Below are 20,625 nucleotides of genomic sequence, written 5' to 3' on the forward strand. Positions count from 1 at the left end.
ATATGCCGCGTAAGCAAATGCAACGCCGAAGACGAGCGAGACCAGCTCGACCCCGGCGCGCTACAGGTCGCCGGCAGCCAGGTACACGCCCAGATGCTGCCCGGTGGTGACCGCATTGAGCAGCGGCAAGCCGACACACAGCAGCGCGGTCATCGCCAGTTGCTCCACCCATGCACGCGCGGGCGGGCGCAGCAGCGCATGCAGCAGCGTGGCCGCCCAGACCCACAGGAATGCGTGGATCTCGATCTGGCTGCGCCCGGCCTGCGCAGCCGGCACCAGGCGGTTGGCATGGAAATACGCAATGCTCGCCAAGGCGGTTCCCGCAAGCGCGGCGACATTGAACGCTTCCACTACACGATAGACGCCGGCGGTGGCCGCGCCAAACGCCTGCTCGCTACGCCGACGCCGCTTGATCGAAAACAGCAAGGTGCCGGTGGCCATCATCAACGTGCCGGCCAGGCCGCAGATGAAATACAGCCATTTGCTGGTCCAGCCGCCGAACCCGGCCACGTGCAGGGCCTTGACGACTTCTTCCACATCCTGCGCGTGCAGGTCCGTGCGTGCGGCATCCGCGTGCCGCTCCAGCAGCGCGCCACTGTTCGCGTCGAATACCACGCTGTTGGCTGGGTTGAGCAGGCGCCGCGAGCTGCCGGTCGCGGCCACGCGCGCGATCACGCGCAGCTTGCTGCCGGGTTGATCGGGCCGCTCGATCACCAGCGTTTGCGCGGGCGCAGCGTTGAGCGAACCTGCTCGCTGCACCAGCTCCGGCAGATAGGCGGGCACGCGGTTGACCGCGGCGGCGTCTGCGCTGGTCGCAGGCACTGCCGGCGACAGGTCATCGGCGTAACGCGTGTAGGCGCCCTCGTCGCTGCCATACAGTGCGTGCAATGGCGCGGGCATGTAGCTGGTGTGGAAATACGCCAGGCCGGTGTAGACGATCATCAGCAAAAACGGCAGCGTCAGCACCGCCGTGGCGTTGTGCGCGTCCAGCCACGAGCGCTGGCCCTTGCCAGGGCGGAAGGTGAAGAAATCCAGAAAGATCCGCTTGTGCACGATCACCCCGGATACCAGCGCGATCAGCCCGCACAGCGACACCCAGCCCACCAGCCAATAGCCGGGGATGCCGCCGTGCAAGGTGTAGTGGAAGCTCATGAAATGCCGGCCGCCTTCGGTCTGCCGGCCCCACGGAGACGGCAGCAGCTCGCCGCTCCCGGGGTCCAGCGCCGCCTGATCCTGGCCCACTGATGTCCGCCAGAACAGCGTGAGCGCCTCACCCGGATGCGCGGGCAGGGTGATCCGCCACAGGCGCGCCTGTGGCGCAAGCTGATGCAGCTGCGCCAGTGCACGCGGCACCAGCGCTGCTTCCGACAGGACCGCCTGCGTGCTCGCACCCGGCAAAGCCGGTGTGCCCTGCATCCAGCTGGTGATCGGATCGCGGAACACGCTGAGCGTGCCGGTCAGGAAGATCGCGCACAGCAACCAGCCACAGCTCAGGCCGCACCAGGTGTGCAGCCAGGCCATGCTTTGGCGAAAGTCTTCCTTCATCCGCCACGCGCCATGTGCCACCGCAGCGCTGGTGCCCGCATCACAGCGCGCCGCGCAGGGTCACCATCACATTGCGCGGTTCGCCGTAATAGCGCCCGTTAACGAAGCTCGACAAGGTGGTGTAGTAGTGCTTGTCGAACACGTTGTTGAGATTGACCGCCACCGATCATTGCCGGTTGACCTGGTACCGCGCCAATGCATTCCAGACCGCACGCCCCTGGATCGGCGCGGTGGCAGTGCCGATCTGCCGATACGCCGCGCTCTGCGCGCTGACACCGCCACCGACGGTGACGTCCTGCAGCACGCCCGGCAGACGGTAGGTGGTCCATACCCGCAGCAAATGCTGGGGCGTGTAGCTGTTGAAGGTCTGGCCCTGGCTGCTGACATCCTGCAGGTAGGTGGTGCGGTTGAAGGTGCAACCGGCAAACACGTTCCAGTCGCGCAGCACCGCTGCCGCTGACTTCGGCATCGAACCCGCGGCTGCGCACCTTGCCGCTGTCGATGTAGCAGGAATCGTTGTTGCGGCAGGTGGGGCTGGTGGTCAGGTCGGCCTGGGCGCGGTTCTTCTGCTCGATCTGGAACAGCGCAAACGCGCTATTGATGCGCCCGTCCAGCCACTCACCCTTGATGCCAAGCTCGTAGTTGGCACCGGTCATCGGCTTGAGCATCTCGCCGGCTTCGGTCTGCGCGTTCTGCGGCTGGAAGATGTCCGCGTAACTGGCATAGGCCGACCAGGTCGGGCTCAAGGCGTACAACAGGCCGGCATACGGCGTGACCTGCCCGGTCTCGCGGGTGTGCTCGATCGATTGCGACGGCGACAGTCCGGTGGTGGTGGTGTTCCACAGGGTGTCGGGCCAGCTCACGCGGGTGCCGACGATGGCCCTCAACGGATCGGTCAGCTGCCAGCGCAGTGCGCCGTACAGGCCGAATTCGCGCGAGGTGCCATGCCGGGCCTCGCGTGCATTGGCGAAGATTTCCGCATCGCTGATCGCCCGCACATTGCGCCGCAGATCGAACACATTGAAGGTCTGGACGTTGTTCTTGTTGCCGTAGACCGTATCCACGGTGGTCTCGGCGAGGTTGCTGCCGATCACCAACTCGTGCCTGTGCCCCAGTGCATTGAACTGCCCGATCACATTGGCATCGAAGCCGAAGACGTCCGCATCGGAAATGGTGCGCGCGGCCAGCAGCGCGCCGGTGCCGTTGGCCGGATTGATCGCGCGGCTGGAGCTGGCATATTTCAGATCGTGCAGCTCGCGCATCTGCACCGCGCTGAGCTTGAACACCCAATCGGCATTGAAGCGATGGTCCAGGTCCAGATACAGCCCGCGATTGGACGAGGACTGCCGGTTCCATGCCGCACCCAGATTGGTCTGGCGTGGCAGGCCGATATCGCGGCCATCGCTGAAACTGGGCAGACCGCCGAAGAACGGCCGGCCTTCCACCTGTTCGTAGCTCACGCCCAGGCTGAGCTGGGTCTGCGGCGAGAACGTGTAGTCGAGCGTGCCGTAATAGGTGGGCGTGCGGCGCGTGACCCCATCGACGAACGAGCGCTGATCCTGGTAATCGATCACCCCGCGCGCGCGCAATGCGCCATCGGCGCCGAGGTTGGCGCTGCCATCGATCAGCGCGCCGTAACGATCCCAGCTGCCCCCCTGCACCATCACGCTGACGCCCGGCACATCCAGCGCACGCTTGCGCACCAGGTTCACCGCACCGCCGGGGTTGCCCGCACCCTGCAGCAGGCCGGCCGCACCGCGCAGCACTTCGGCGCGATCGTAGATGCCCATATTGGCGCTGTAGTTGCTAGCACGGCCATACATGCCGCGGTTGAGCGGCACGCCGTCGTACTGCACGGTGGTGATGTCGAACCCGCGCGAATAGATGTACTTGCCGCCCTGCGGGCTCTGCACGATGGTGATGCCGGTGGTGCTGGCCAGCGCGTCGTAGACCGAGGTGATGTTCTGCTCGTCCATCAACTGACGGGTGACCACGCTGATCGATTGCGGGATGTCCTTGAGCGACTGCTCGCCGCGGCCGATGCTGACCGCGCGCGCGGTATAGCTGCCGGTGCCGCTGGTGGTCGCACTGCGGTTGGCCTGCGCGGTCACCTTGACGGTGGGCAGCAGCCACGCGTCCACCTCGCTGTTGCTCGCGCCCAGCTGCGGCGCGGCGCGCAACACGTAGCCGCCGGTCTGCAACGGCACGGCCTGCAAGCCGCTGCCCGCCAGCAGCGCAGCCAGGGCGGCCGGTGCGGTGTAGCTGCCATCCAGCCCGGCGGTGGTCTTGCCGTCGGTCTGCGCGGCGGTGAAGCTCAGCAACAGATTGGCCGAACCGGCCAGTTCACGCAGCGCCGGCGCCAACGGGCCGGCGGGGATGCGATAGGCCTGGCGTGCCTCCTGCGTGGCAGGCGCGGCCTGGGCGATGGTGTCGGGCATGCCCGCACACACGCCCAGGCTGCAGAGCGCAACCGCCACGGCGGTGCCGAGCGGCCGCTGCACGGCCTGCACCAGGGCGTTGCGCTGCAACGACGAAGAAGAAAGTTGGCCGCGGCGGCGGGCGGTGATCGACATGCTGTTCCCACAAAGGTTTGGTGTCGCACTGACACCGTCATTGGGGAGGTGCCACAACTGCGGCGATCGGGCAGCCCGGATGCAAACTTTTTTCGGCGAGGTGCCGGCTGGCGGCGCCTCAGCCCTGCCCGGCCGCCTGCACCGTCACCCAGTAACGGCTGCGCCGGCTCACCCGCACCGGCAGCACGCTGGGCAGCATTGCCAGGATGCGGTCGGTGTCGTCCAGCGGGAACACGCCGGAGACGCGCAGGCCGCCCACCTGCGGGTCGCAGCGCAGCAGCCCGGCGCGATAACGGTCGAGTTCGGCGATGAAGGCATCCAGGCGCCACTCGTCGGCGATCAGCTGCCCGCGTACCCAGGCCGCGGCCTGTGCATCGACCGGCGCGATGGCGCCAAGCGCGTCGGCGGTAAACCGACACTGCTCCCCTGCCTGCACGCGCCCGACGGCCTGCGCGGCCGCACGTGGCCGCACCTCCACCGCGCTTTCCAGCACGCTCAGCCGGGTGTCGTGTTCGTCCTGGCGCACGCAAAAGCGCGTGCCCACTGCATGGATATCGCCCTGCGCGGTGCGCACCAGCAACGGCCGCCCGTCGTGACCCGCGCCCAGCGCATGCGCGGTGGTCACCATGATCTCGCCGGCCAGCAACTGCAGCAGCCGCTGCTGCGCGTCGAACCGCACGTCGATGGCGCTGCGCGTGTTGAGGGTGATGCGGCTGCCGCCCTGCAACTGCACCTCGCGGCGCTGGCCGGTCGCGGTGGCGTAATCGGCGGTGGCGCGCTGCCAGCGTTCGGTGCGCGAGGCCAGCACGCCGGTGGCCCCGGCCACCCCGCCCCACAGCAGCAGATTCAGCGCCTTGCGCCGGCCAGGCGATGCCTGGCCGTTGCTGCCCGCATACGGCGACAGGCTGCGATAGGCCGCCTGCGGGGTCAGCGTCTTCAGCCGCCCGGTCACCGCCTCGATATGCGCCCACGCCCGCGCGTGGTCCGGATGCGCATCGCGCCACTGTTGCCAGCGCTGCAGCTGCGCCTGGCTCGCGGTGCCGGACATCAGCACCGTCAGCCACTGCGCGGCCTGGTCGGCGACCTCGGCGCTGATCGGTTGCCCGCCGGCCAGCGGCGCGCGCTGGCCGGCAGCGGTGCGCGCACGAGGTGAGGCGGCATCAGCCATCCGTGCAGTTCACGCCGACAGGGCGAACAGGCAATGCCGGTTGGCACGCGTGAGGTATTGCTTGACCGAGCTGCTGGACACGCCCAGCCGCTGCGCGATCTGCGCGTAGCTCAGCTCCTGCAGATGCGCCAGCAAAAAGGCTTCCTTCACCTTGGGCGGCAGGCCATCCAGCGCCTGGTCCACCTGCTGCACCGCTTCCAGCGCCAGCAGTTGCAGCTCCGGCGACGGCGCCAATTCCTCAGGCAGCGCAGCCAGCAGTTCCAGGTAGCTGGTTTCCAGCGACTTGCGCCGCTGCCGGTGCGCCATCAGCCGGCGCGCGATGGTGGCCAGGAATGGGCGTGGCTCGCGGATCTCGTCGGTGGCGCCCGCGCTGATCACGCTGATGAAGGTGTCCTGCGCCAGGTCGGCAGCCACGAACGCATCGCCCAGCTTGCGCCGCAGCCAGCCCTGCAGCCAGCCATGGTGGTCGGTGTACAGGCGCTCCACCTGTTGATGAAGCGCGCCTTGCGTGACCGACACGATGACCTCCTGGACGGCTAGACCCAGGCGGCAAGGCGCCCGGCGATAAATGAGAATTGATCTCATTCTAGCGGAAGCCGGCGACGTATGCAGGCGCGGCCGCTGGCCACCCACATCACGCGGATCGAGGATTTGCGGGCGGTTGACGCCCCCGGCGACCCGGCAGTGGCCTGGGCAAGCCTTCAACAACTGGGGTTTTCGTGCGGTGAGCGGAGGCGAAGTGGCTTGACTGGCCAAGCTTCAGGCAATAAAAAAGCCCGCTTGCAGCGAACTGCCAGCGGGCTTTGCTCCCTCCCCCACGTCGGGATGCAGGATCATAGTGCGCGCCCCGAACGCCACTTGCACGCTGCACTGCAAAACAACACCAGGCAGTACAGAACTGGAGCTTTTTCCTTCACACCGCACTGGCGCGCGGCGACCTCAGCGCAGCAGATCGGGCTGGGCCTGGTACCACTCCGGTGCATGCAGCAGGTGCCATTCCGGGGTCTGGCCGCGCAACCCCACCGCCGCGCTCAACATGCCCCAGCGCGCGAGCAGACTGCCGCTGCGTTGGCTGCCCTGCAGACGCAGGCGCGCATCCACCTGGAAGCGTTGGTTGCGTGCCTGCAGGCGATCGACGATGACGGTGTCGCCCTGCCAATGCACGCGCCCGGTCACCTGCGCCTGGCCCGCATCCACCAGCCGCAGCATCCAGTTCGGGATCGAACGATCACGCGCGTACAGCGCCATCAGGAACGCCAGATCGCGCACCTGGATGCGCACGCGTCCATCCACACCGACCGGCTGGTGCCATTGCATGCGGGTGTCTTCCAGCACGATGCGCGCCCACCAGCCATCGCGGCGCTGACCATCCGGCCCGGTGAATCCGATATTGCGCAGCTGGATGGTGCTGGCGTCGAGGCGAAAGTTCTCCGCACGCAGATCGCCTCGCTGCAAGCGCAGATCCGCATCCACATCGCCACGCAGTGCCAGGCCGGCAAACTGCAGCCGCGCCGCACGCGCACCGATGCGCAGGCCACCCTTGCCGATGCGGCCACCGGGCTCGATCTGCAGATCGCCACTGAGCACACCGCTGCCGCCATCGAAACGCAGTTGCTGCTGCGGCAGATAGCGGTTGTAGGCACGCAGATCCGGCACGCGCGCATTGGCGAACACCAGATGCGCGCGCGTGGCGTCGCGCAGCGTGGCCAGGTTGCGCGCATCGGCGCGCGTCTGCAGCTCCAGACGCAGGTCGCGGCCCTGCACGAAGGGGCGCGTGGGCGCATCGCTGTGCGCAATGGAGAACTGCTGCATCTGCAAGGCAAGTGCCGGCAGCAGCTGTCCGTTCGCATGGGCGCTCACCCGCAGGTCGGCACTGGCCTGCCCATCGATCGCATGCCCCATCACGCCGACATGCGCACGCACGTGCGGCACCTGCAGGCGACTGCCGGCACCGAGCTGGCCGCGATCGATGCGCAGATCCGCATCCACCAGCCCGTCGCCGTCCAGCGTCAGCCAGTCCACGTCCGGAAACAGCGCCGGAATCCAGCTCAGCGAAGACAGCTGCCAGTGCAGGCGCGCATGCCCGGAGGTGCGCGGCAGCAGGCTGCGCATCGATTGCAGCGGCAGCTGCCGGCCCTGCACGCGCAGATCCGCATCCAGGGTCAGCCCGGCATCGGCCGGCTCAGGCATGCTCACCTGCAGGCGCATGTCCTGATCCACCTGCAGTTGCGCTGCAAGCTCGCCCAGCAGGGCGGCCGGCATGCGCGTGCTGTCGTGCAAGGGTGCGCGCCATTGCAGCTGGCTGCCGGGCTGCAAGGCGCCACGTATCCAGCGCAACTGCCCATCCGCACGCCCCGTGCCGGCGCGTGTGGCGAGCGTGTGGCGCCCCTGCGCATTGCGTATGACATCCAGTGCCGCGGTGTCGCCATGCACGCTCACCTGTGCATCGGCAAGCTGCAGCATGGCCAGCCCACGCGCCTGCTCCGGCGCATGCCGCGCGATGCTGGCTTCGATGCGCAGCTGCCCGTTGCGCAGCACTTCGCTGTCACCCCAGCGCATGCGTGCGTTGTCGAAGCTCGCCCGCGAGGGAAACACTTCCATCGGCCCGCCGCGCAACTGCTTGAACAGGCCGAGCTGCAGCTGACCATCGCCTTCGATCTGCAGCTGACGCAGCGTCACTGCCTGCACCTGATCGGCGACGATGCGCTCGAACTGCAGGCTCCAGGCCGGAGCGGTCGATGCGGGACTCGTGGGTGTGCCAGCGATATCGGCGCCCTCTGCGGATTGCGGCACGCGGCTGGCCGCGCCGGTCGTCCGTGTGGGCGGCTGCGTGCTCGCCGCGACGTCCGGGGTGCGTGTGGGTGGCTTGTCCTGCGCGGTCGTTGGCGGCGGCGTACCGGCTGCGTCAGCCGGCGCTGCGGCAGCGACTTGCGTGTTCGGCGCTGTCGCCGGTGCTGGCGTCGCCACGGTACCGGCTGTGGGTACAGCCGCCTGCATGCCGCCGCGCACCCCGTGCGCATGCAGCTCCGGCACCAGCAACTGCCGATGCAGCAACGGCAATAGCCGCACCTGCCCGCTCATGCGCTGCGCGCTGACGTTCCAGCGGGTGCGTGTCGAGCGCCCTTGCAACTCCACCTTCCATAGCGTCAGCCGGCCCGGCCACCAGGTCACTGCCGGGCCCCAGTGCATGGTGAACCTGTCCGGCTTGCGATTGAGCGCGGCCGGCCCGAGTGGCGTGTTGAGCAACAGGTTGCCGAGCAGCAGATAGCTTGCGTACACCACCAGTAACGCCAGCAACGGCCAACGCACCAGGCGGGGCAAGGTCTGCCAGCGGGCGCGAACAGGCATCGTCATGACGGCAGGCTCCTGAAGACCGCGCACGCGGCGTGGCGCAGTGTGCCAAGGAAACCGTGAGCGCGGTGCGCAGCGGCGATTGCGGCTGGGCACCGGCAGGCTGCCCGGTGTGCATGGATGTCCTACACGCCCGGCAGTGTGCGCACGCCTCGTCGAAGACCGCAAAGCTGGCCGCAATACGCAAGCTCAAACCACGAGCCGCTTACTTCGCCTTCGACACCGCCGGCAACAGCCCCGGCTGCGCGTCGTACCACTCGCGCGCGCCGGCCAGATGCCACTGGCGTTGCTTGCCATCGAGTTCGATCCCGGCGCCCAGCACGCCCCAGCGCAGATACAGATCGCCGCGCCGCTGCTCGTCGTTCAAGGCCAGCCGCGCACGCACCGACAGCCGCGCATTCTCCGCATGCAGGTCGTCGATCAGCAACTGCTGCTTGCGCCAACGTACCCTGCCGGTGGCATCGAGCTCTCCCGAATCCAGCAAGCCCAGTACCCAGCGCGGATAGTCGGCACGTTGCGCAAACACCGACAGCAGCGGCGCGACATCGCGCATGCGGATCGCCGCATCGGCATCCACCTGGAACGGTGCGCTGGCCTGGATGGTGCCGGCACCGACCTGCATCTGCCCCCACCAGTTGGCATCGCTGCTGTCGTCGCCCACACGCATATTGCGCAGGCGTACGCGCGTGCCGCTGAGGTCGAAGAACTTATTCTTGAAATCGGCACGCTGCAGCTGCGCCTGCAATTCGGCATCGCCACGCATCTGCACGCCGGCCAGCGCCAGATGCGCGCCCTGCCCGCGCAGGTTGGCGTGGCCGCTGCCCACATCGCCGGCGGCATTGAGCGCCACATCGCCGGTCAGGCTGCCGCTGCCGCCGAGCAGGCGCACGTTCTTGCCGGGCAGGTAACGGTTGTAAACGGTGAGATCGGGAACGCGCGCATCGCTGAAACGCAGCTGCGCCTTGAGCGTGTCGCGCAGGCGCGCCAGTTCGGCATCGCCATGCATGGCCAGCTGCAGATCGCGGCCGTCCAACAGGACCTGCCTGGGCGCATCGCGCGGTGCGGCCTTGAAGGTGGGGATGCTCACCTCCAGGTGCGCCTGCGGCGTGGCGGCATCGTCGATGCGCCCATGCGCCTTGGCGATACCGGCCAGCCGCGTATCGAACACCTGCGCCACCGCCTCCACACGCGGAATCTCCAGGCTGCTGCCGCTGGCGAGCCGCCCTTGCGCCAAGCGCAGATCGGCCTCGACCAGGCCGCCGCCTGCGAGCTGGAACCAGGGCTTGCGCACGAACAGCTCGGCAATCCAGTTCAGCGATTCGAACTGCCAGCGCCCACGCACCTGCCCGGACAGGCGCGGCAGCACCTGCGCAGGATCCTGCAAGGGAATGCTGCGTCCGGCGATGCGCAGATCGGCCTGCAGCTCGCTGCCCGTCTTCTCGTCGCGCGGCAGGCGTGCCTGCACACGGATGTCGCGCGCCACGTCCAGCTGCAGCGCCAGCATGCCGCGGTCGGTCGCGCCGACGCCGGCCATCAATGGCAGACGCCAGACCGCATGGCTGCCTTCCTGCAGGGTGCCGCGATCCAGCGTGATGTCGGCCTCCACCCGCGCCGCGGACGGCCCACTGCGGATGTCCACGTGCGGCGCGCCGGTGTCGATCTTCAACGCCACGGTCGCCGCCTTCAGCTGCAGGCGCGCGTGGGTGATGCCGAGCTTGCGCAGGCCCGGCGCCTGGTCGCGGTAATGGCGCGGAAACTGGAATTGCGCATCCAGCTGCGCGCCATTGAACACCTGCACCCCGTCATAGCTGACCACCGCATCGCGAAAGCCCGCTTCGGAGGGAAACAGCTCCGACGGGCCGCCCTTGAGCTGCTTGAGGAAGCCGACGCTGCCGTGGCCCTGCCCGGCGATCAGCAGCTTGCCCAGGCGCGCACTGCGGATGCTGTTGCTGGTGATCGCATCGAAGTGCAGCGTCCAGCCCTGATCGCCGCGCGGCGGTGGCGGAATGGGGGTGTCGGAGGTTTCCACTTCCGCTTCCAGGCCGGTGGCATGCAGCCACGGCAGCCGCACCTCGCGCCGCAACAGTGCAAGCAAGGCCACACGCGCATTGGCGCGATCGGCGTGAAACACGTACACGGTGCGGTTGGCCTGCCCGCGCATGCGCACGTTCCAGGCCATCACCTGCCCCGGAAACACGGTCAGTGCCGGGCCGGTCTGCATGGTGAATTTATGCGGCTGCCGGTTGGTGACGGCATCGAACAGCGGCGTGTTGAGAAACAGGTTGCCGGCCAGCAGATACAGCGCATACAGCGCCACCAGCACGACCACTGCGATGCGCCCTGGCCGGGGCCAGCGCTGGAAGCGGTCGCGAAGAGAGGACATGGGCGCAGGCAGAAGTCGAGTCTGCCGCCACTATCGCGGTTGCGCTGGCGGCGAGGCGTGAACATGGCCGGTAGCGCATCACCGCATCCGCTGCACGGCAGCTGGGGACGCGTTGACGATTAGTGCCACAGCGCAGCAGTGCACAGGGCTTGCCGGCCTGCGCTCACCAGGCGACCGTAGGCCTGCCAGCGGCGACGCCAACGCCAGGCTGCAGATGCGGCAACGAAAGCGGACGCAGCGTCGATGTGTTGCCCCAACCGACCTGCCACGCAACAGCCCGCTTTGCACGCAGTTGAGGCCATCCGCACCATTGCATTGCACCATGGTCGCAGCGCGGCCGACGCATGCAGCGGCGATAATGGCAGTCCCCTGTCCCGCTGTGCCGCCCATGTCCGACGATCGCATCCTGTACGCGCCGCTGCGCGAGCGCCTGGTTTCTGCCGAGGCCGCTGCCGCATTGATCCAGCCCGGCGAGACCGTGGCGATGAGCGGCTTCACCGGCTCCGGTTACCCCAAGGCGGTGCCGATGGCGTTGGCGCAGCGCATCGAAGCGGCGCATCTGCAGGGCCAGCCATTCCAGATCAAGCTGATGACCGGCGCGTCCACCGCGCCGGAACTGGACGGCGCGCTGGCCAAGGCCGACGGCATCGCCATGCGCATGCCGTTCCAGTCCGACCCGGACGCGCGCCAACGCATCAACGCCGGCACGCTGGACTATATCGACATCCATCTCAGCCACGTCGCCCAGCACGTGTGGTTCGGCTTTTACGGCCAGATCGACACCGCCGTGGTGGAAGTCTCGGCGATCCGCGCCGACGGCAGCCTGGTGCCGTCCACCTCGATCGGCAACAACAAGACCTGGCTGGACCTGGCCAGCAAGGTGATCATCGAGGTCAACGACTGGCAGCCGGCCGGCCTGGATGGCATGCACGACGTGTACTACGGCACTGCACTGCCGCCGCAGCGCAAGCCGATCCCGTTGGTGCATGGCGACGACCGCATCGGCGAGTCCAGCCTGCGCTGCGATCCGGACAAGATCGTGGCAGTGGTGCGCACGCATGGCCCGGACCGCAACAGCCCGTTCGCTGCCGCCGACGACAGCAGCGAACGCATCGCCGAGCACCTGATCGCGTTCCTGCGCCATGAAGTGGGCAAGGGCCGGCTGCCCGCCAGCCTGCTGCCGCTGCAGTCGGGCGTGGGCAATATTCCCAATGCGGTGCTGGCGGGGCTTGCACGCAGCGGCTTCCGCGACCTGGAAGCATTCACCGAAGTGATCCAGGACGGCATGCTCGCGCTGCTGCGCGATGGCGTGCTGCGCTACGCCTCGTGCACCGGGTTTGCGCTCAGCCCGGAGGGCAACGAGGAGTTCAAGCGCAATATCGATTTCTACCGGCAGCGCATCATCATGCGCACGCAGGAGATTTCCAATCATCCGGAGCTGGTGCGCCGGCTCGGCTGCATCGGCATGAACGGCATGATCGAGGCCGACCTGTACGGCAACGTCAATTCCACCCACGTGATGGGCAGCCGCATCATGAACGGCATCGGCGGTTCCGGCGACTTTGCCCGCAACGGCTTCCTGTCGATCTTCCTGAGCCCCAGCATCGCCAAGGCCGGCAGCATCTCCTCGATCGTGCCGATGGTCAGCCATGTCGATCACACCGAACACGATGTCTCGGTGATCGTCACCGAACAAGGCCTGGCCGATCTGCGCGGTCTCACGCCCAAGCAACGCGCACGCCAGTTGCTCGATCACTGCGTACACCCGCGCTACCGCGATGCGCTGGAAGAGTATGTGGCGCGCGCCAATCGCGACAGCTATGGCAAGCACACCCCGCATCTGCTGACCGAGGCGTTGTCGTGGCATCAGCGCTGGTTGGAGACGGGGGATATGTTGGGGTGAGCGGGGAATCGGGAATTGGGATTCGGCGGTTGTAGCGCAGCGTGACGGTGTTGCTAGAGAGATCGGAGCACGGCGTCACGCCTGGTGTTTAACGCTTCGCGAACTTCATTGCTGGCATCGACATGCTGCGACATCGCGATGTCACGCAGGTGGCGGATAACGTTCCTGCCCGCTCGCATTCGGCGGCAGGACGGCTCTCTCCCCCTCCTGCCGCTGGGCGCGACGGGTCATCACCGGGTGGTGTCCAATCCGTCGGGCCGGCTCCCTGCGCCGGCCCGGCGTTCTCGTTTTGGAGCGGCCATCAGCACGCGCACGCTTGTGTTCATTGCCAGGCTGCTCGACGGGCTTGTTGGCCGCTGGTCGCAAGCAAGCGAGCGCTGTTCCGGATGTGCCGCGTTTTGGTCGCTTTGCACCTTGAAGATGCCGAACATTGAATGGAATGTGCGCCGCGTTGAATGTGCGCCGCGTTGAATGCGCTGCGCGTTGAGGTACTACAGTCACGATGCAATGCGCGTTGAATCTGTCGCCATTGCACGGTTGCGAGTGCGCCGCGCCGTTATGAACATGCAGCCTTGGATGGCTGTCTTCCGCCGTACCCTCACCCCAACCCCCGCTCCGCTCCCCGGCCCGCGTTTGCGGCGCGGGCGCGCCAAGGCACGCGCGCCAGTGACGCGCAAACCGTGCCTTGGCGCCCCGAGGGGAGAGGCTTATCCCTTCTCCCTGCGGGAGAAGGTGGCGCGCAGCGCCGGATGAGGGCGCGGGACAAGCCTCGTGCTCTCACCCCACCGCCTCGCCGATCACGCAGCTTCGGCAACCCGCCTTGCGCGGCGCGCACGTACGGCCGTCGCCAGGCGCTCGAGCACCTGCACCGAGGCATCCCACCCCAGGCAGCCGTCGGTGATGCTCTGGCCGTAGGTCAGTGCGCAGCCTGGCACCAGCTCCTGACGCCCACCGACCAGGTGGCTCTCCACCATGACGCCGACGATGCGGGTCTCGCCGCCTTCCAGCTGCCTGGCGATGTCGTCGATGACCTTGGGCTGGTTCTCGGGATTCTTGCCGCTGTTGGCGTGGCTGGCGTCGATCATCAGGCGTGCCGGCAAGCCGGACGTGTTGAGCACCTGGCTGGCCGCTTCCACATGGACCGCGTCGAAGTTGGGCTGCTTGCCGCCGCGCAGGATCACGTGGCAATCCGGGTTGCCTGCGGTCGCAGCCACCGCGGTGTGGCCGTCCTTGGTCACCGCCAGGAAATGATGCGGGTGCGAGGCCGCACCCACCGCGTCCACCGCAATCTTGACGTCGCCGCCGGTGCCGTTCTTGAAGCCCACCGGGCACGACAGGCCCGAGGCCATTTCGCGATGCACCTGGCTTTCGGTGGTGCGCGCGCCGATCGCGCCCCAGGCCACCAGGTCGGCGATGTACTGCGGCGAGATGATGTCGAGGAATTCCACACCGGCCGGCAGGCCGAGGTTGTTGATGTCGCGCAGCAGCCCGCGCGCCACCCGCAGGCCCTTGTTAATCTGGAAGCTGCCATCCAGATCCGGATCGTTGATCAGCCCCTTCCAGCCGATGGTGGTGCGCGGCTTTTCGAAGTACACCCGCATCACGATCTCCAGCGCGTCGCCAAACTGCTCGCGCAGCGGGCGCAGGCGGTGCGCGTAGTCCATCGCCGCGACCGGATCGTGGATCGAGCAGGGCCCGATCACCACCGCCAGGCGGTCGTCACGGCCATGCAGGATGGCGTGCAGTGCGGCACGCGCATTGGTCACGGTTTCGGAGGCACGCTCGTCGCAGGGCAGCAGCGACAGCAGCTGCGAGGGCGGGGCAAGGGCTTCGATCTTGCGGATACGCAGGTCATCGGTCACAGGCGGCATAACAGTGTCTCGGTGGGCGGTGTTGCATCAGGGAGCCAGGCGCGGCGGCAACAAAAAAGCCGCCAGTGTGCGCTGGCGGCTTTTCGGGAATGCTGCTGAAGATTTCTTCAGGGTGAGCGCAATCCGTCCTCCGCCAGCGGCATCGGAAAACCGTAGTACCAAAAGTAAAACTGGCTGCGGGGTGCGTTCATTGGGTGCATTGATACCACGCACGTTTGGCCGTTGCCACTGTTTCATCGGCAACGGAACGTTGCAGCGGTGCGCTCGCGAGGTGCCTGCAGGCCGCATGTGTCGCGCCGACCACCGCGGCGCACGACAAGCTGGGCGAACCGATGCACGGCATCGCCACGCGCGCCTTGGCAAGCCGGGATCGCGTACGGCTTGCCTGCGAGTTGCCATCGACGATGCATCGCACGCCACGACGCTATGCCGTGACGTGCGATGCGGCCGCCACGTTCAATCAGAACGTAAACACATACTCGGCCGCCACTTCGCGGCCGATCGGGTTGAACAAGGTGGTGTTGTAGAAGCCGTAACCGTAGAAGCGCTCCTTGTTCTCGTAGCCCACTTCGTTGAACACGTTGTTGACGTAGAAGTTGACCTTGGCGTGGTCGGTGATCCTGTAGCCGGTGCTGAGGTTCCAGTAGACCGCAGGTCCCACGCGGCCGAAGTAGCGCTTGCTGCTCTCGCCCAGATGCACGTTGGCGGTGTCGGTGACCACGCATGCGTCCGAGGCACTGGGTTGGTAGCCGTCGTCGAAGCGCTCGCAGGTGCCCCAGTTGACCGCACGCATGGAGCCGAGCCGGCGGAAGTACACCGTCCAGTCCCAGGCGCCGCCGTTGTCCCAATGCAGGCTGCCGCGCACACGGCTGCGCACGCGTTCGTCGCGACGGTTTTCATCGCTGTCGGTGCGGTAGATCTGCTCGCGATAGGCGAGCAGGTTGTTGTAGTCCAGCGACAACTGGAAGTTGCCCCAACCGGCGGTGGCAAGGCGATATTTCAGCGCGGCGTCGATGCCGGAGGTTTCCATCTGCGCCAGGTTGATCGGGCCGCGCTCGATGCTGGCGATGGTGCCGTCGGCATTGCGCACCACCCGCGAGCTGATGGTGTCGCAGTAGCCGGCGCCGCCGGGATTGTTCCAGGCGCCGCCGCTGATGGTGGTGCCGGTGCGGCAGCCGGCTTCGGCCGAGAGGATCTCGTCGCGGTCCAGATCCTTGATCATTTCCTCCAGCTCGATGCGGTAGTAATCCACGCTCAACGACAGGCCTTGCGCGATGTCCCACACTACCCCGCCGGTGAACGAGCGGCCGGTTTCCGAGCGCAGATCCGGCGTGCCGCGACGGTTCACGTCCACGGTGTAGTAGATGTTGCTGTTCTCGTCGTTGCAGCCGCCAGTGAGATACGCACCGGTGGCGATGCAGCGGTACTGGTCGATCACGGTCTGGTTGGTGGAGCTGGGTTCGCCGAGCACGTAATGCATGTCCGGCGCGCGGAAGCTGGTGGCCAGCGTGCTGCGCACCAACAGGCTCTCGACCGGGCGCCATTCCAGACCCGCGCTCCAGGTGGTGTCGCTTTGGGTGCCGACATCGGTCGGAATCGCCGCCGAAGAACGGTAACTGCCGTAGCGATCGTAGCGGCCGGCGACATTGGCGCTCAACGTCGACAGCAGCGGAATCTGGAATTCCAGCCCGGCCGAACTGCGCATGCGCTCACCGCCGCCACTGTCCACCACATCGACCGGATAGCACTCGTTGGCGCAGGGGTCGGGCGACAGCTGGTAGCCCTGCTTGGCGACTTCGGCCACGGTGGCGAAGCGGATCGGCCCGGCCCAGCCCTGCACCAGATCGCCGCTCAGGCTGAAGCTGGCCTGGTTCACCCACGAATACGCCGAGTTATGCGATTTGGCGACCAGCTCGTCGTACTCGCTCGAGGACAGCGGCGCATACAGGCGCGCCTGGTTGATTGCATAGATCGGCGTGCCGTCGGGAGCGGTGCCGGTGGGGCTGCCGAGGAAATAATCGGTGGCGCGGGCGGTGTCCACGGTGCGTACGTATTCGTCCACCGTGTAGCGCGAGCGGCCCACGCTCAGCTCCCAGTCGAAGCGGTCGGCCCACACGCCACGCAGGCCGGCGCTCAGGTCCCAGGACTGCTCCTTGTTGTAGTTGACCAGCCGGTCCCAACCACCGGCCTCGCGCCGGGTGAGCTGCCGGATCGCATACAGCGAGCGGCCGGTGTCGGCGTCCTGGAACGGGCCCAGGTACACGTACGGCGGGTCGTAGGTCCAACGGCCGATGCTGCGGTTGGCCGACAGCGTGGCCCAGGCTTCGGTGTGCTCGCCGAACTTCCAGGTGCCGTAGAGATAGGCCGAGTAGTCCTCGCTGCCGGTGACCAGCCCCCAGTCGCCGTAATCGCGCGCGACGCCGCAGTAATCGCCGGCATTGGTGACCACCCCGGTGTTCTGGTTGTAACTCAGCCGCTGCCCATCGATGAACTCGCCGCCGAAGCGCGCGCAGGTGCCGGCAGGCGGTGCGAGGCGTTCGTTGGTGTTGGCATCGACCAGGCTCAGGCCGGTGAACGGGTTGAAGCCGTAGCGGCGGTTCTGCCCGGTCCAGTTGGAATAAGACATGTCGTCCGAGTCGTCCATTTCGGGGCGATCGCGCCCGCTCAACGGATCGCGCTTGGTGGCCTGCAGTGCGTAGGTCAGGCTCCAGTTTTCGCCGGTGCGTCCGCCGGCCCAGGACACGTCGAAGCTGTCGCGGCCGCCTTCGGTGGCAGTGCCGCCGCGCAGCCGCACCTGGTCGCCCTGGTAGTCGCGCCTGAGGATCACGTTGATCACGCCGGCCACCGCGTCCGAGCCGTAGATCGCCGAGGCGCCGCCGGTCAGGATGTCGATGCGCTCCACCGCCGCGGACGGGATGTTGCTGTAGTTGGAAAAATTGCTTTCTCCGCCGTAGGGCAGCGGGTAATCGGCCACGCGGTGCCCGTTGACCAGCAGCAGGGTGCGGCCCGGCCCCAGGTCGCGCAGGTTGATCGGCGAGGCGTTGGGCGTATGCGAGCCCCATTGCGTATCGGCTTCCACCGAGCCCTGCTGGTTCATGCTGTTGAGCACGTCGTAGACGGTGGCGAAACCCTCCTGCTGGATCTGCTGCGCGGAAATGGTGACCACCGGCTGCGCGCCTTCGACCTGCGCGCGCTTGATGCGCGAGCCGGTGACGCTGACCGCGTCCAGGGTGGAGGTGGCGCGCGGTTGCTCCGGCTCGGCCTGCTGGGCAACCACCGGCGGTGCGATGGCGGCGGTCAGGGCGAGGGACAAGGAAATCGACAAGGCAAGGCGATGACTGCGGCAGTTCATAAGATCCCCCGGGAGAGGCCGGCATGGCCGGCGTGGCGTTCCACTGCAACGACGCCTGCGAGCGATGCACCGCATCGCCGCCCCCTGTCCGATGGCCCCCCGACCGTTCGGCGCAAGCGCCTGCCCAGCGACGCTAGAGCTGTGATGACATCGGTGTCAACACACTGACATGAATATGTGATAGCCAGCCCAAAACAGCCCATTCGATACTGCGCTGCAGGCGTGTGATCGGATCACAGCGTGCCCATCCATGCGCAGCCGGCGGCACAGGAATCACTACGTTGACGCGTCGCTACCGTTGTCATCGCCTGGTCGGGCACTTCCGGTGGAAGCGCGCCAGTTCGCATATCCGGTTGAACCGGGTGCCCGCGCGCGGATCATGAAAGAACACCAAACACCGATTTGGCGTTCCCCACCGAACGGAGATATCCGATGGACATAAAGAAAGCGCAGTCGGCAGGCCCGTCCTCTCCAGCAGAGTTTCAGAACGCACGCGAGCGCGATGAAGGTATCGTGAAACCGCAACCTGCCGCGTCACCGACACAGTCCCCGGTCAACCCGGTGCTATCGGAACTTACCCCGCGCAACCGGTCGGGCAGCTCATCTGCCACATCGGCTACGACGACTATCACCGCGCACGTGAAGTCCGCGCTGGCAAACGGCGTCCGTCACGCATCCACCGCTGTATCGCGAGCCGCGTCCGATCTGTGGTCACTCTCCGACCTGCGCACGATGCTGCAGATGCACGCAAACGATCCCGCATTTCTGGCGATCCTACGCGGCAGCGATCCGGAACACGCTACGCAACACACCTTGGCGTCTTGTAGACAGCAAATGGAGGAGCTCGGCGAGCTCATCAAAAATACAGAAGGGCTGGAAACACATCAGGTTAAGCAGTTGCTGGGCGACATCAATGCGGTAATGAACGCCCTGCAGCCGCTCGACCACGCCACACCGGCCACCTCACGTGTATTGAAGTCGATCGGCAATCTCATCAATTTCTGGCCGGTCGTGGTTCCCAGCCCGCTGATGGGCAAGCAGGCAAAAACCTTCGCCTTCACGATGTCCACGGCCACTAAGGGCGTGCTTGCGATGTCGGCCTCGGCGTTGCGCCCCAGCGCCGACGGCTTGCCGTTTCCATTCGCCGGAGGCCAGCTAGGGCGCGACGCGAACGAAATGCATCTCTACAACGTGCTGATCAACACGCTGTTCCTTACCACCGAACTTCCAAAGAAATTCGGCGATCAGGCGTTGCGCAGAAACGCCGAGGCGGTCAGCCAAAGTGTGGGATATGCCGCAGGCATTTCAGTGAGCTTCACGGCGATTATGTTGACCCCATTTCTGTGGAGCAGCATCAGCAAACTCGGCAAGACGATGCTGGACAACACGGCGCGCCTGGGCGCGGCCGCAGCACAGGCAGCGGGACTGAACAACCAGGCGCAGCAACTTCGTGCCCGCCTGACGCCTGCCCGGATCAATCAAGAGGTGCGCTTGCAGCTGCAGGAAATCCGCGAACAACTGGACGCCGCCTGCGACGCCTTTCAGCAGACGCGCAGCAGCTTCGTCCATCAGGATGGAGGGCGGGAACTCACCAGGACGGTGAATGCGCAATGCACGCACCTGCTGGAAACTTTGGACATGTGCAGCAGACGGCTCGCCAGCGTACTGCATCTGGATGGCAACCCGACGCCGAGTCTGCCCCGCGAACCACGCAACCAGGATGTCTCCTCCAAGGTGGCACTGATGATACTGGCCACTGCGGTGACCGGCTCGACGATCTACCTTATCCAACCGGATCGGTTGGGCACGATCAATCTGCTAAGCGACACCTGCATCGTCACGGCCGTGATGGCCCAGTCGGCATGGAACAAACAGGCCACGCGGCAGGACGCAATGGAACGTTTCAAGGGCATGTGCGGCGGCAGCATGGTCATCGCGCTTGCGCTGGGCGCAGAGAAATTGTCCAAGACGTTCACCGACAAGAGCCTGATCGAGTCCTCGCCCAACGCGCAGTTCTATGCCGGCGCCGTCATGTCGCTGATGGCGGTAACGATGCCGGGTCCGATCGCACGCGGCGCGGAGTTGGCGATGAATTTCGCAGGAAGCAGACTTAAGCGCCTGTTCACCGGACCGGATGGCACCCCGCTGGCAACCAGCGTTCCCTCCTCTGTCGAAGAACTGCAGGAGAGGACGCGCACCACGATGGCGTATCTGATGCGCCTTTCACCGGAAGAGTTGGATCAGTACGAGCAGATCGCGGGGGAATCCATGCTGCAAGCGATCCAGGAAGCCGGCGACGCGGCGCAGGCCGGGCCCAGCAGCAGCGTCACCATCACCGAGATCGATGACAGCCAACCCGCCCCGCGAACAGAGGCCGGGAGCGCGGACCGGCCGCGCTCCGGCTGAGGGCCCCGCGCGGAAAGTCCCGTCCCGGCAATCGCGGCCAAGCCTATAGCACAGCCGCGCGGCATGCATGTCG

General features: G+C 66.7%; 11 protein-coding genes. 2 read left to right on the forward strand and 9 right to left on the reverse strand.

Going from position 1 to position 20,625, the window contains the following annotated elements; all coding sequences use genetic code 11:
• Window positions 1-60 precede the first annotated feature (60 nt).
• The 6 genes from XarbCFBP7408_RS09235 to XarbCFBP7408_RS09260 all read right to left on the reverse strand — a co-directional run bounded on the left by XarbCFBP7408_RS09235 (window position 61) and on the right by XarbCFBP7408_RS09260 (window position 11,020).
• Window positions 61-1,521 (reverse strand): PepSY-associated TM helix domain-containing protein, encoded by a 1,461-nt coding sequence (locus tag XarbCFBP7408_RS09235; protein ID WP_258072087.1) that lies wholly within the window; start codon window positions 1,519-1,521, stop codon window positions 61-63.
• Window positions 1,522-1,643: 122 nt separating this feature from the next.
• A complete protein-coding gene (locus XarbCFBP7408_RS09240) occupies window positions 1,644-4,118 on the reverse strand; it encodes a TonB-dependent siderophore receptor (RefSeq protein WP_258072089.1) in 2,475 nt (824 codons plus the stop codon).
• A gap of 118 nt (window positions 4,119-4,236) precedes the next feature.
• The gene (locus XarbCFBP7408_RS09245; RefSeq protein WP_104562702.1) at window positions 4,237-5,286 is read right to left on the reverse strand and encodes a FecR domain-containing protein; all 1,050 of its coding nucleotides are present in this window, start codon (window positions 5,284-5,286) and stop codon (window positions 4,237-4,239) included.
• Between the two features lie 9 nt (window positions 5,287-5,295).
• Window positions 5,296-5,805, reverse strand: coding sequence for a sigma-70 family RNA polymerase sigma factor (locus tag XarbCFBP7408_RS09250; RefSeq protein ID WP_104562703.1), 510 nt, complete (start codon window positions 5,803-5,805; stop codon window positions 5,296-5,298).
• A 420-nt stretch (window positions 5,806-6,225) separates the two neighbouring features.
• Window positions 6,226-8,640 carry a hypothetical protein gene (locus XarbCFBP7408_RS09255; RefSeq protein ID WP_104562704.1) on the reverse strand — a complete coding sequence of 805 codons (2,415 nt, stop codon included), beginning with the start codon at window positions 8,638-8,640 and terminating at the stop codon, window positions 6,226-6,228.
• A 202-nt stretch (window positions 8,641-8,842) separates the two neighbouring features.
• Window positions 8,843-11,020, reverse strand: coding sequence for a hypothetical protein (locus tag XarbCFBP7408_RS09260; protein ID WP_104562705.1), 2,178 nt, complete (start codon window positions 11,018-11,020; stop codon window positions 8,843-8,845).
• A 388-nt stretch (window positions 11,021-11,408) separates the two neighbouring features.
• On the opposite strand from XarbCFBP7408_RS09260, the gene XarbCFBP7408_RS09265 reads away from it, so the two are divergent.
• Window positions 11,409-12,923 carry an acetyl-CoA hydrolase/transferase family protein gene (locus XarbCFBP7408_RS09265; RefSeq protein ID WP_104562706.1) on the forward strand — a complete coding sequence of 505 codons (1,515 nt, stop codon included), beginning with the start codon at window positions 11,409-11,411 and terminating at the stop codon, window positions 12,921-12,923.
• 797 nt (window positions 12,924-13,720) lie between these two features.
• Here the strand turns inward: XarbCFBP7408_RS09265 and XarbCFBP7408_RS09275 are convergent.
• The 3 genes from XarbCFBP7408_RS09275 to XarbCFBP7408_RS09280 form a co-directional block, all read right to left on the reverse strand.
• Window positions 13,721-14,794 (reverse strand): 3-deoxy-7-phosphoheptulonate synthase, encoded by a 1,074-nt coding sequence (locus tag XarbCFBP7408_RS09275; protein ID WP_104562708.1) that lies wholly within the window; start codon window positions 14,792-14,794, stop codon window positions 13,721-13,723.
• 27 nt (window positions 14,795-14,821) lie between these two features.
• On the reverse strand, window positions 14,822-15,031 hold the full coding sequence (locus XarbCFBP7408_RS22345; RefSeq protein ID WP_146011412.1) for a hypothetical protein: 210 nt from the start codon (window positions 15,029-15,031) through the stop codon (window positions 14,822-14,824).
• Between the two features lie 223 nt (window positions 15,032-15,254).
• Complete coding sequence (locus tag XarbCFBP7408_RS09280) at window positions 15,255-18,146, reverse strand: TonB-dependent receptor plug domain-containing protein (RefSeq protein ID WP_104562709.1); 2,892 nt, start codon at window positions 18,144-18,146, stop codon at window positions 15,255-15,257.
• A 432-nt stretch (window positions 18,147-18,578) separates the two neighbouring features.
• Between XarbCFBP7408_RS09280 and xopX the strand changes: the two genes are divergently transcribed.
• Window positions 18,579-20,552: a XopX family type III secretion system effector gene (gene xopX / locus XarbCFBP7408_RS09285; protein ID WP_104562710.1), complete on the forward strand. Its 1,974-nt coding sequence runs from the start codon at window positions 18,579-18,581 to the stop codon at window positions 20,550-20,552.
• Window positions 20,553-20,625: the final 73 nt, after the last annotated feature.

Source organism: Xanthomonas arboricola pv. guizotiae, from assembly GCF_002940205.1.
GTDB lineage: Bacteria > Pseudomonadota > Gammaproteobacteria > Xanthomonadales > Xanthomonadaceae > Xanthomonas > Xanthomonas arboricola_C.

Bases quoted from the DNA above. Each gene is read 5' to 3' on its own strand.
- XarbCFBP7408_RS09235 (WP_258072087.1), bottom strand. From the start codon at position 1,521: ATGGCCTGGCTGCACACCTGGTGCGGCCTGAGCTGTGGCTGGTTGCTG.
- XarbCFBP7408_RS09240 (WP_258072089.1), bottom strand. From the start codon at position 4,118: ATGTCGATCACCGCCCGCCGCCGCGGCCAACTTTCTTCTTCGTCGTTG.
- XarbCFBP7408_RS09245 (WP_104562702.1), bottom strand. From the start codon at position 5,286: ATGGCTGATGCCGCCTCACCTCGTGCGCGCACCGCTGCCGGCCAGCGC.
- XarbCFBP7408_RS09255 (WP_104562704.1), bottom strand. From the start codon at position 8,640: ATGACGATGCCTGTTCGCGCCCGCTGGCAGACCTTGCCCCGCCTGGTG.
- XarbCFBP7408_RS09260 (WP_104562705.1), bottom strand. From the start codon at position 11,020: ATGTCCTCTCTTCGCGACCGCTTCCAGCGCTGGCCCCGGCCAGGGCGC.
- XarbCFBP7408_RS09265 (WP_104562706.1), top strand. From the start codon at position 11,409: ATGTCCGACGATCGCATCCTGTACGCGCCGCTGCGCGAGCGCCTGGTT.
- XarbCFBP7408_RS09275 (WP_104562708.1), bottom strand. From the start codon at position 14,794: ATGCCGCCTGTGACCGATGACCTGCGTATCCGCAAGATCGAAGCCCTT.
- XarbCFBP7408_RS22345 (WP_146011412.1), bottom strand. From the start codon at position 15,031: ATGAAACAGTGGCAACGGCCAAACGTGCGTGGTATCAATGCACCCAAT.
- XarbCFBP7408_RS09280 (WP_104562709.1), bottom strand. From the start codon at position 18,146: ATGAACTGCCGCAGTCATCGCCTTGCCTTGTCGATTTCCTTGTCCCTC.
- xopX (WP_104562710.1), top strand. From the start codon at position 18,579: ATGGACATAAAGAAAGCGCAGTCGGCAGGCCCGTCCTCTCCAGCAGAG.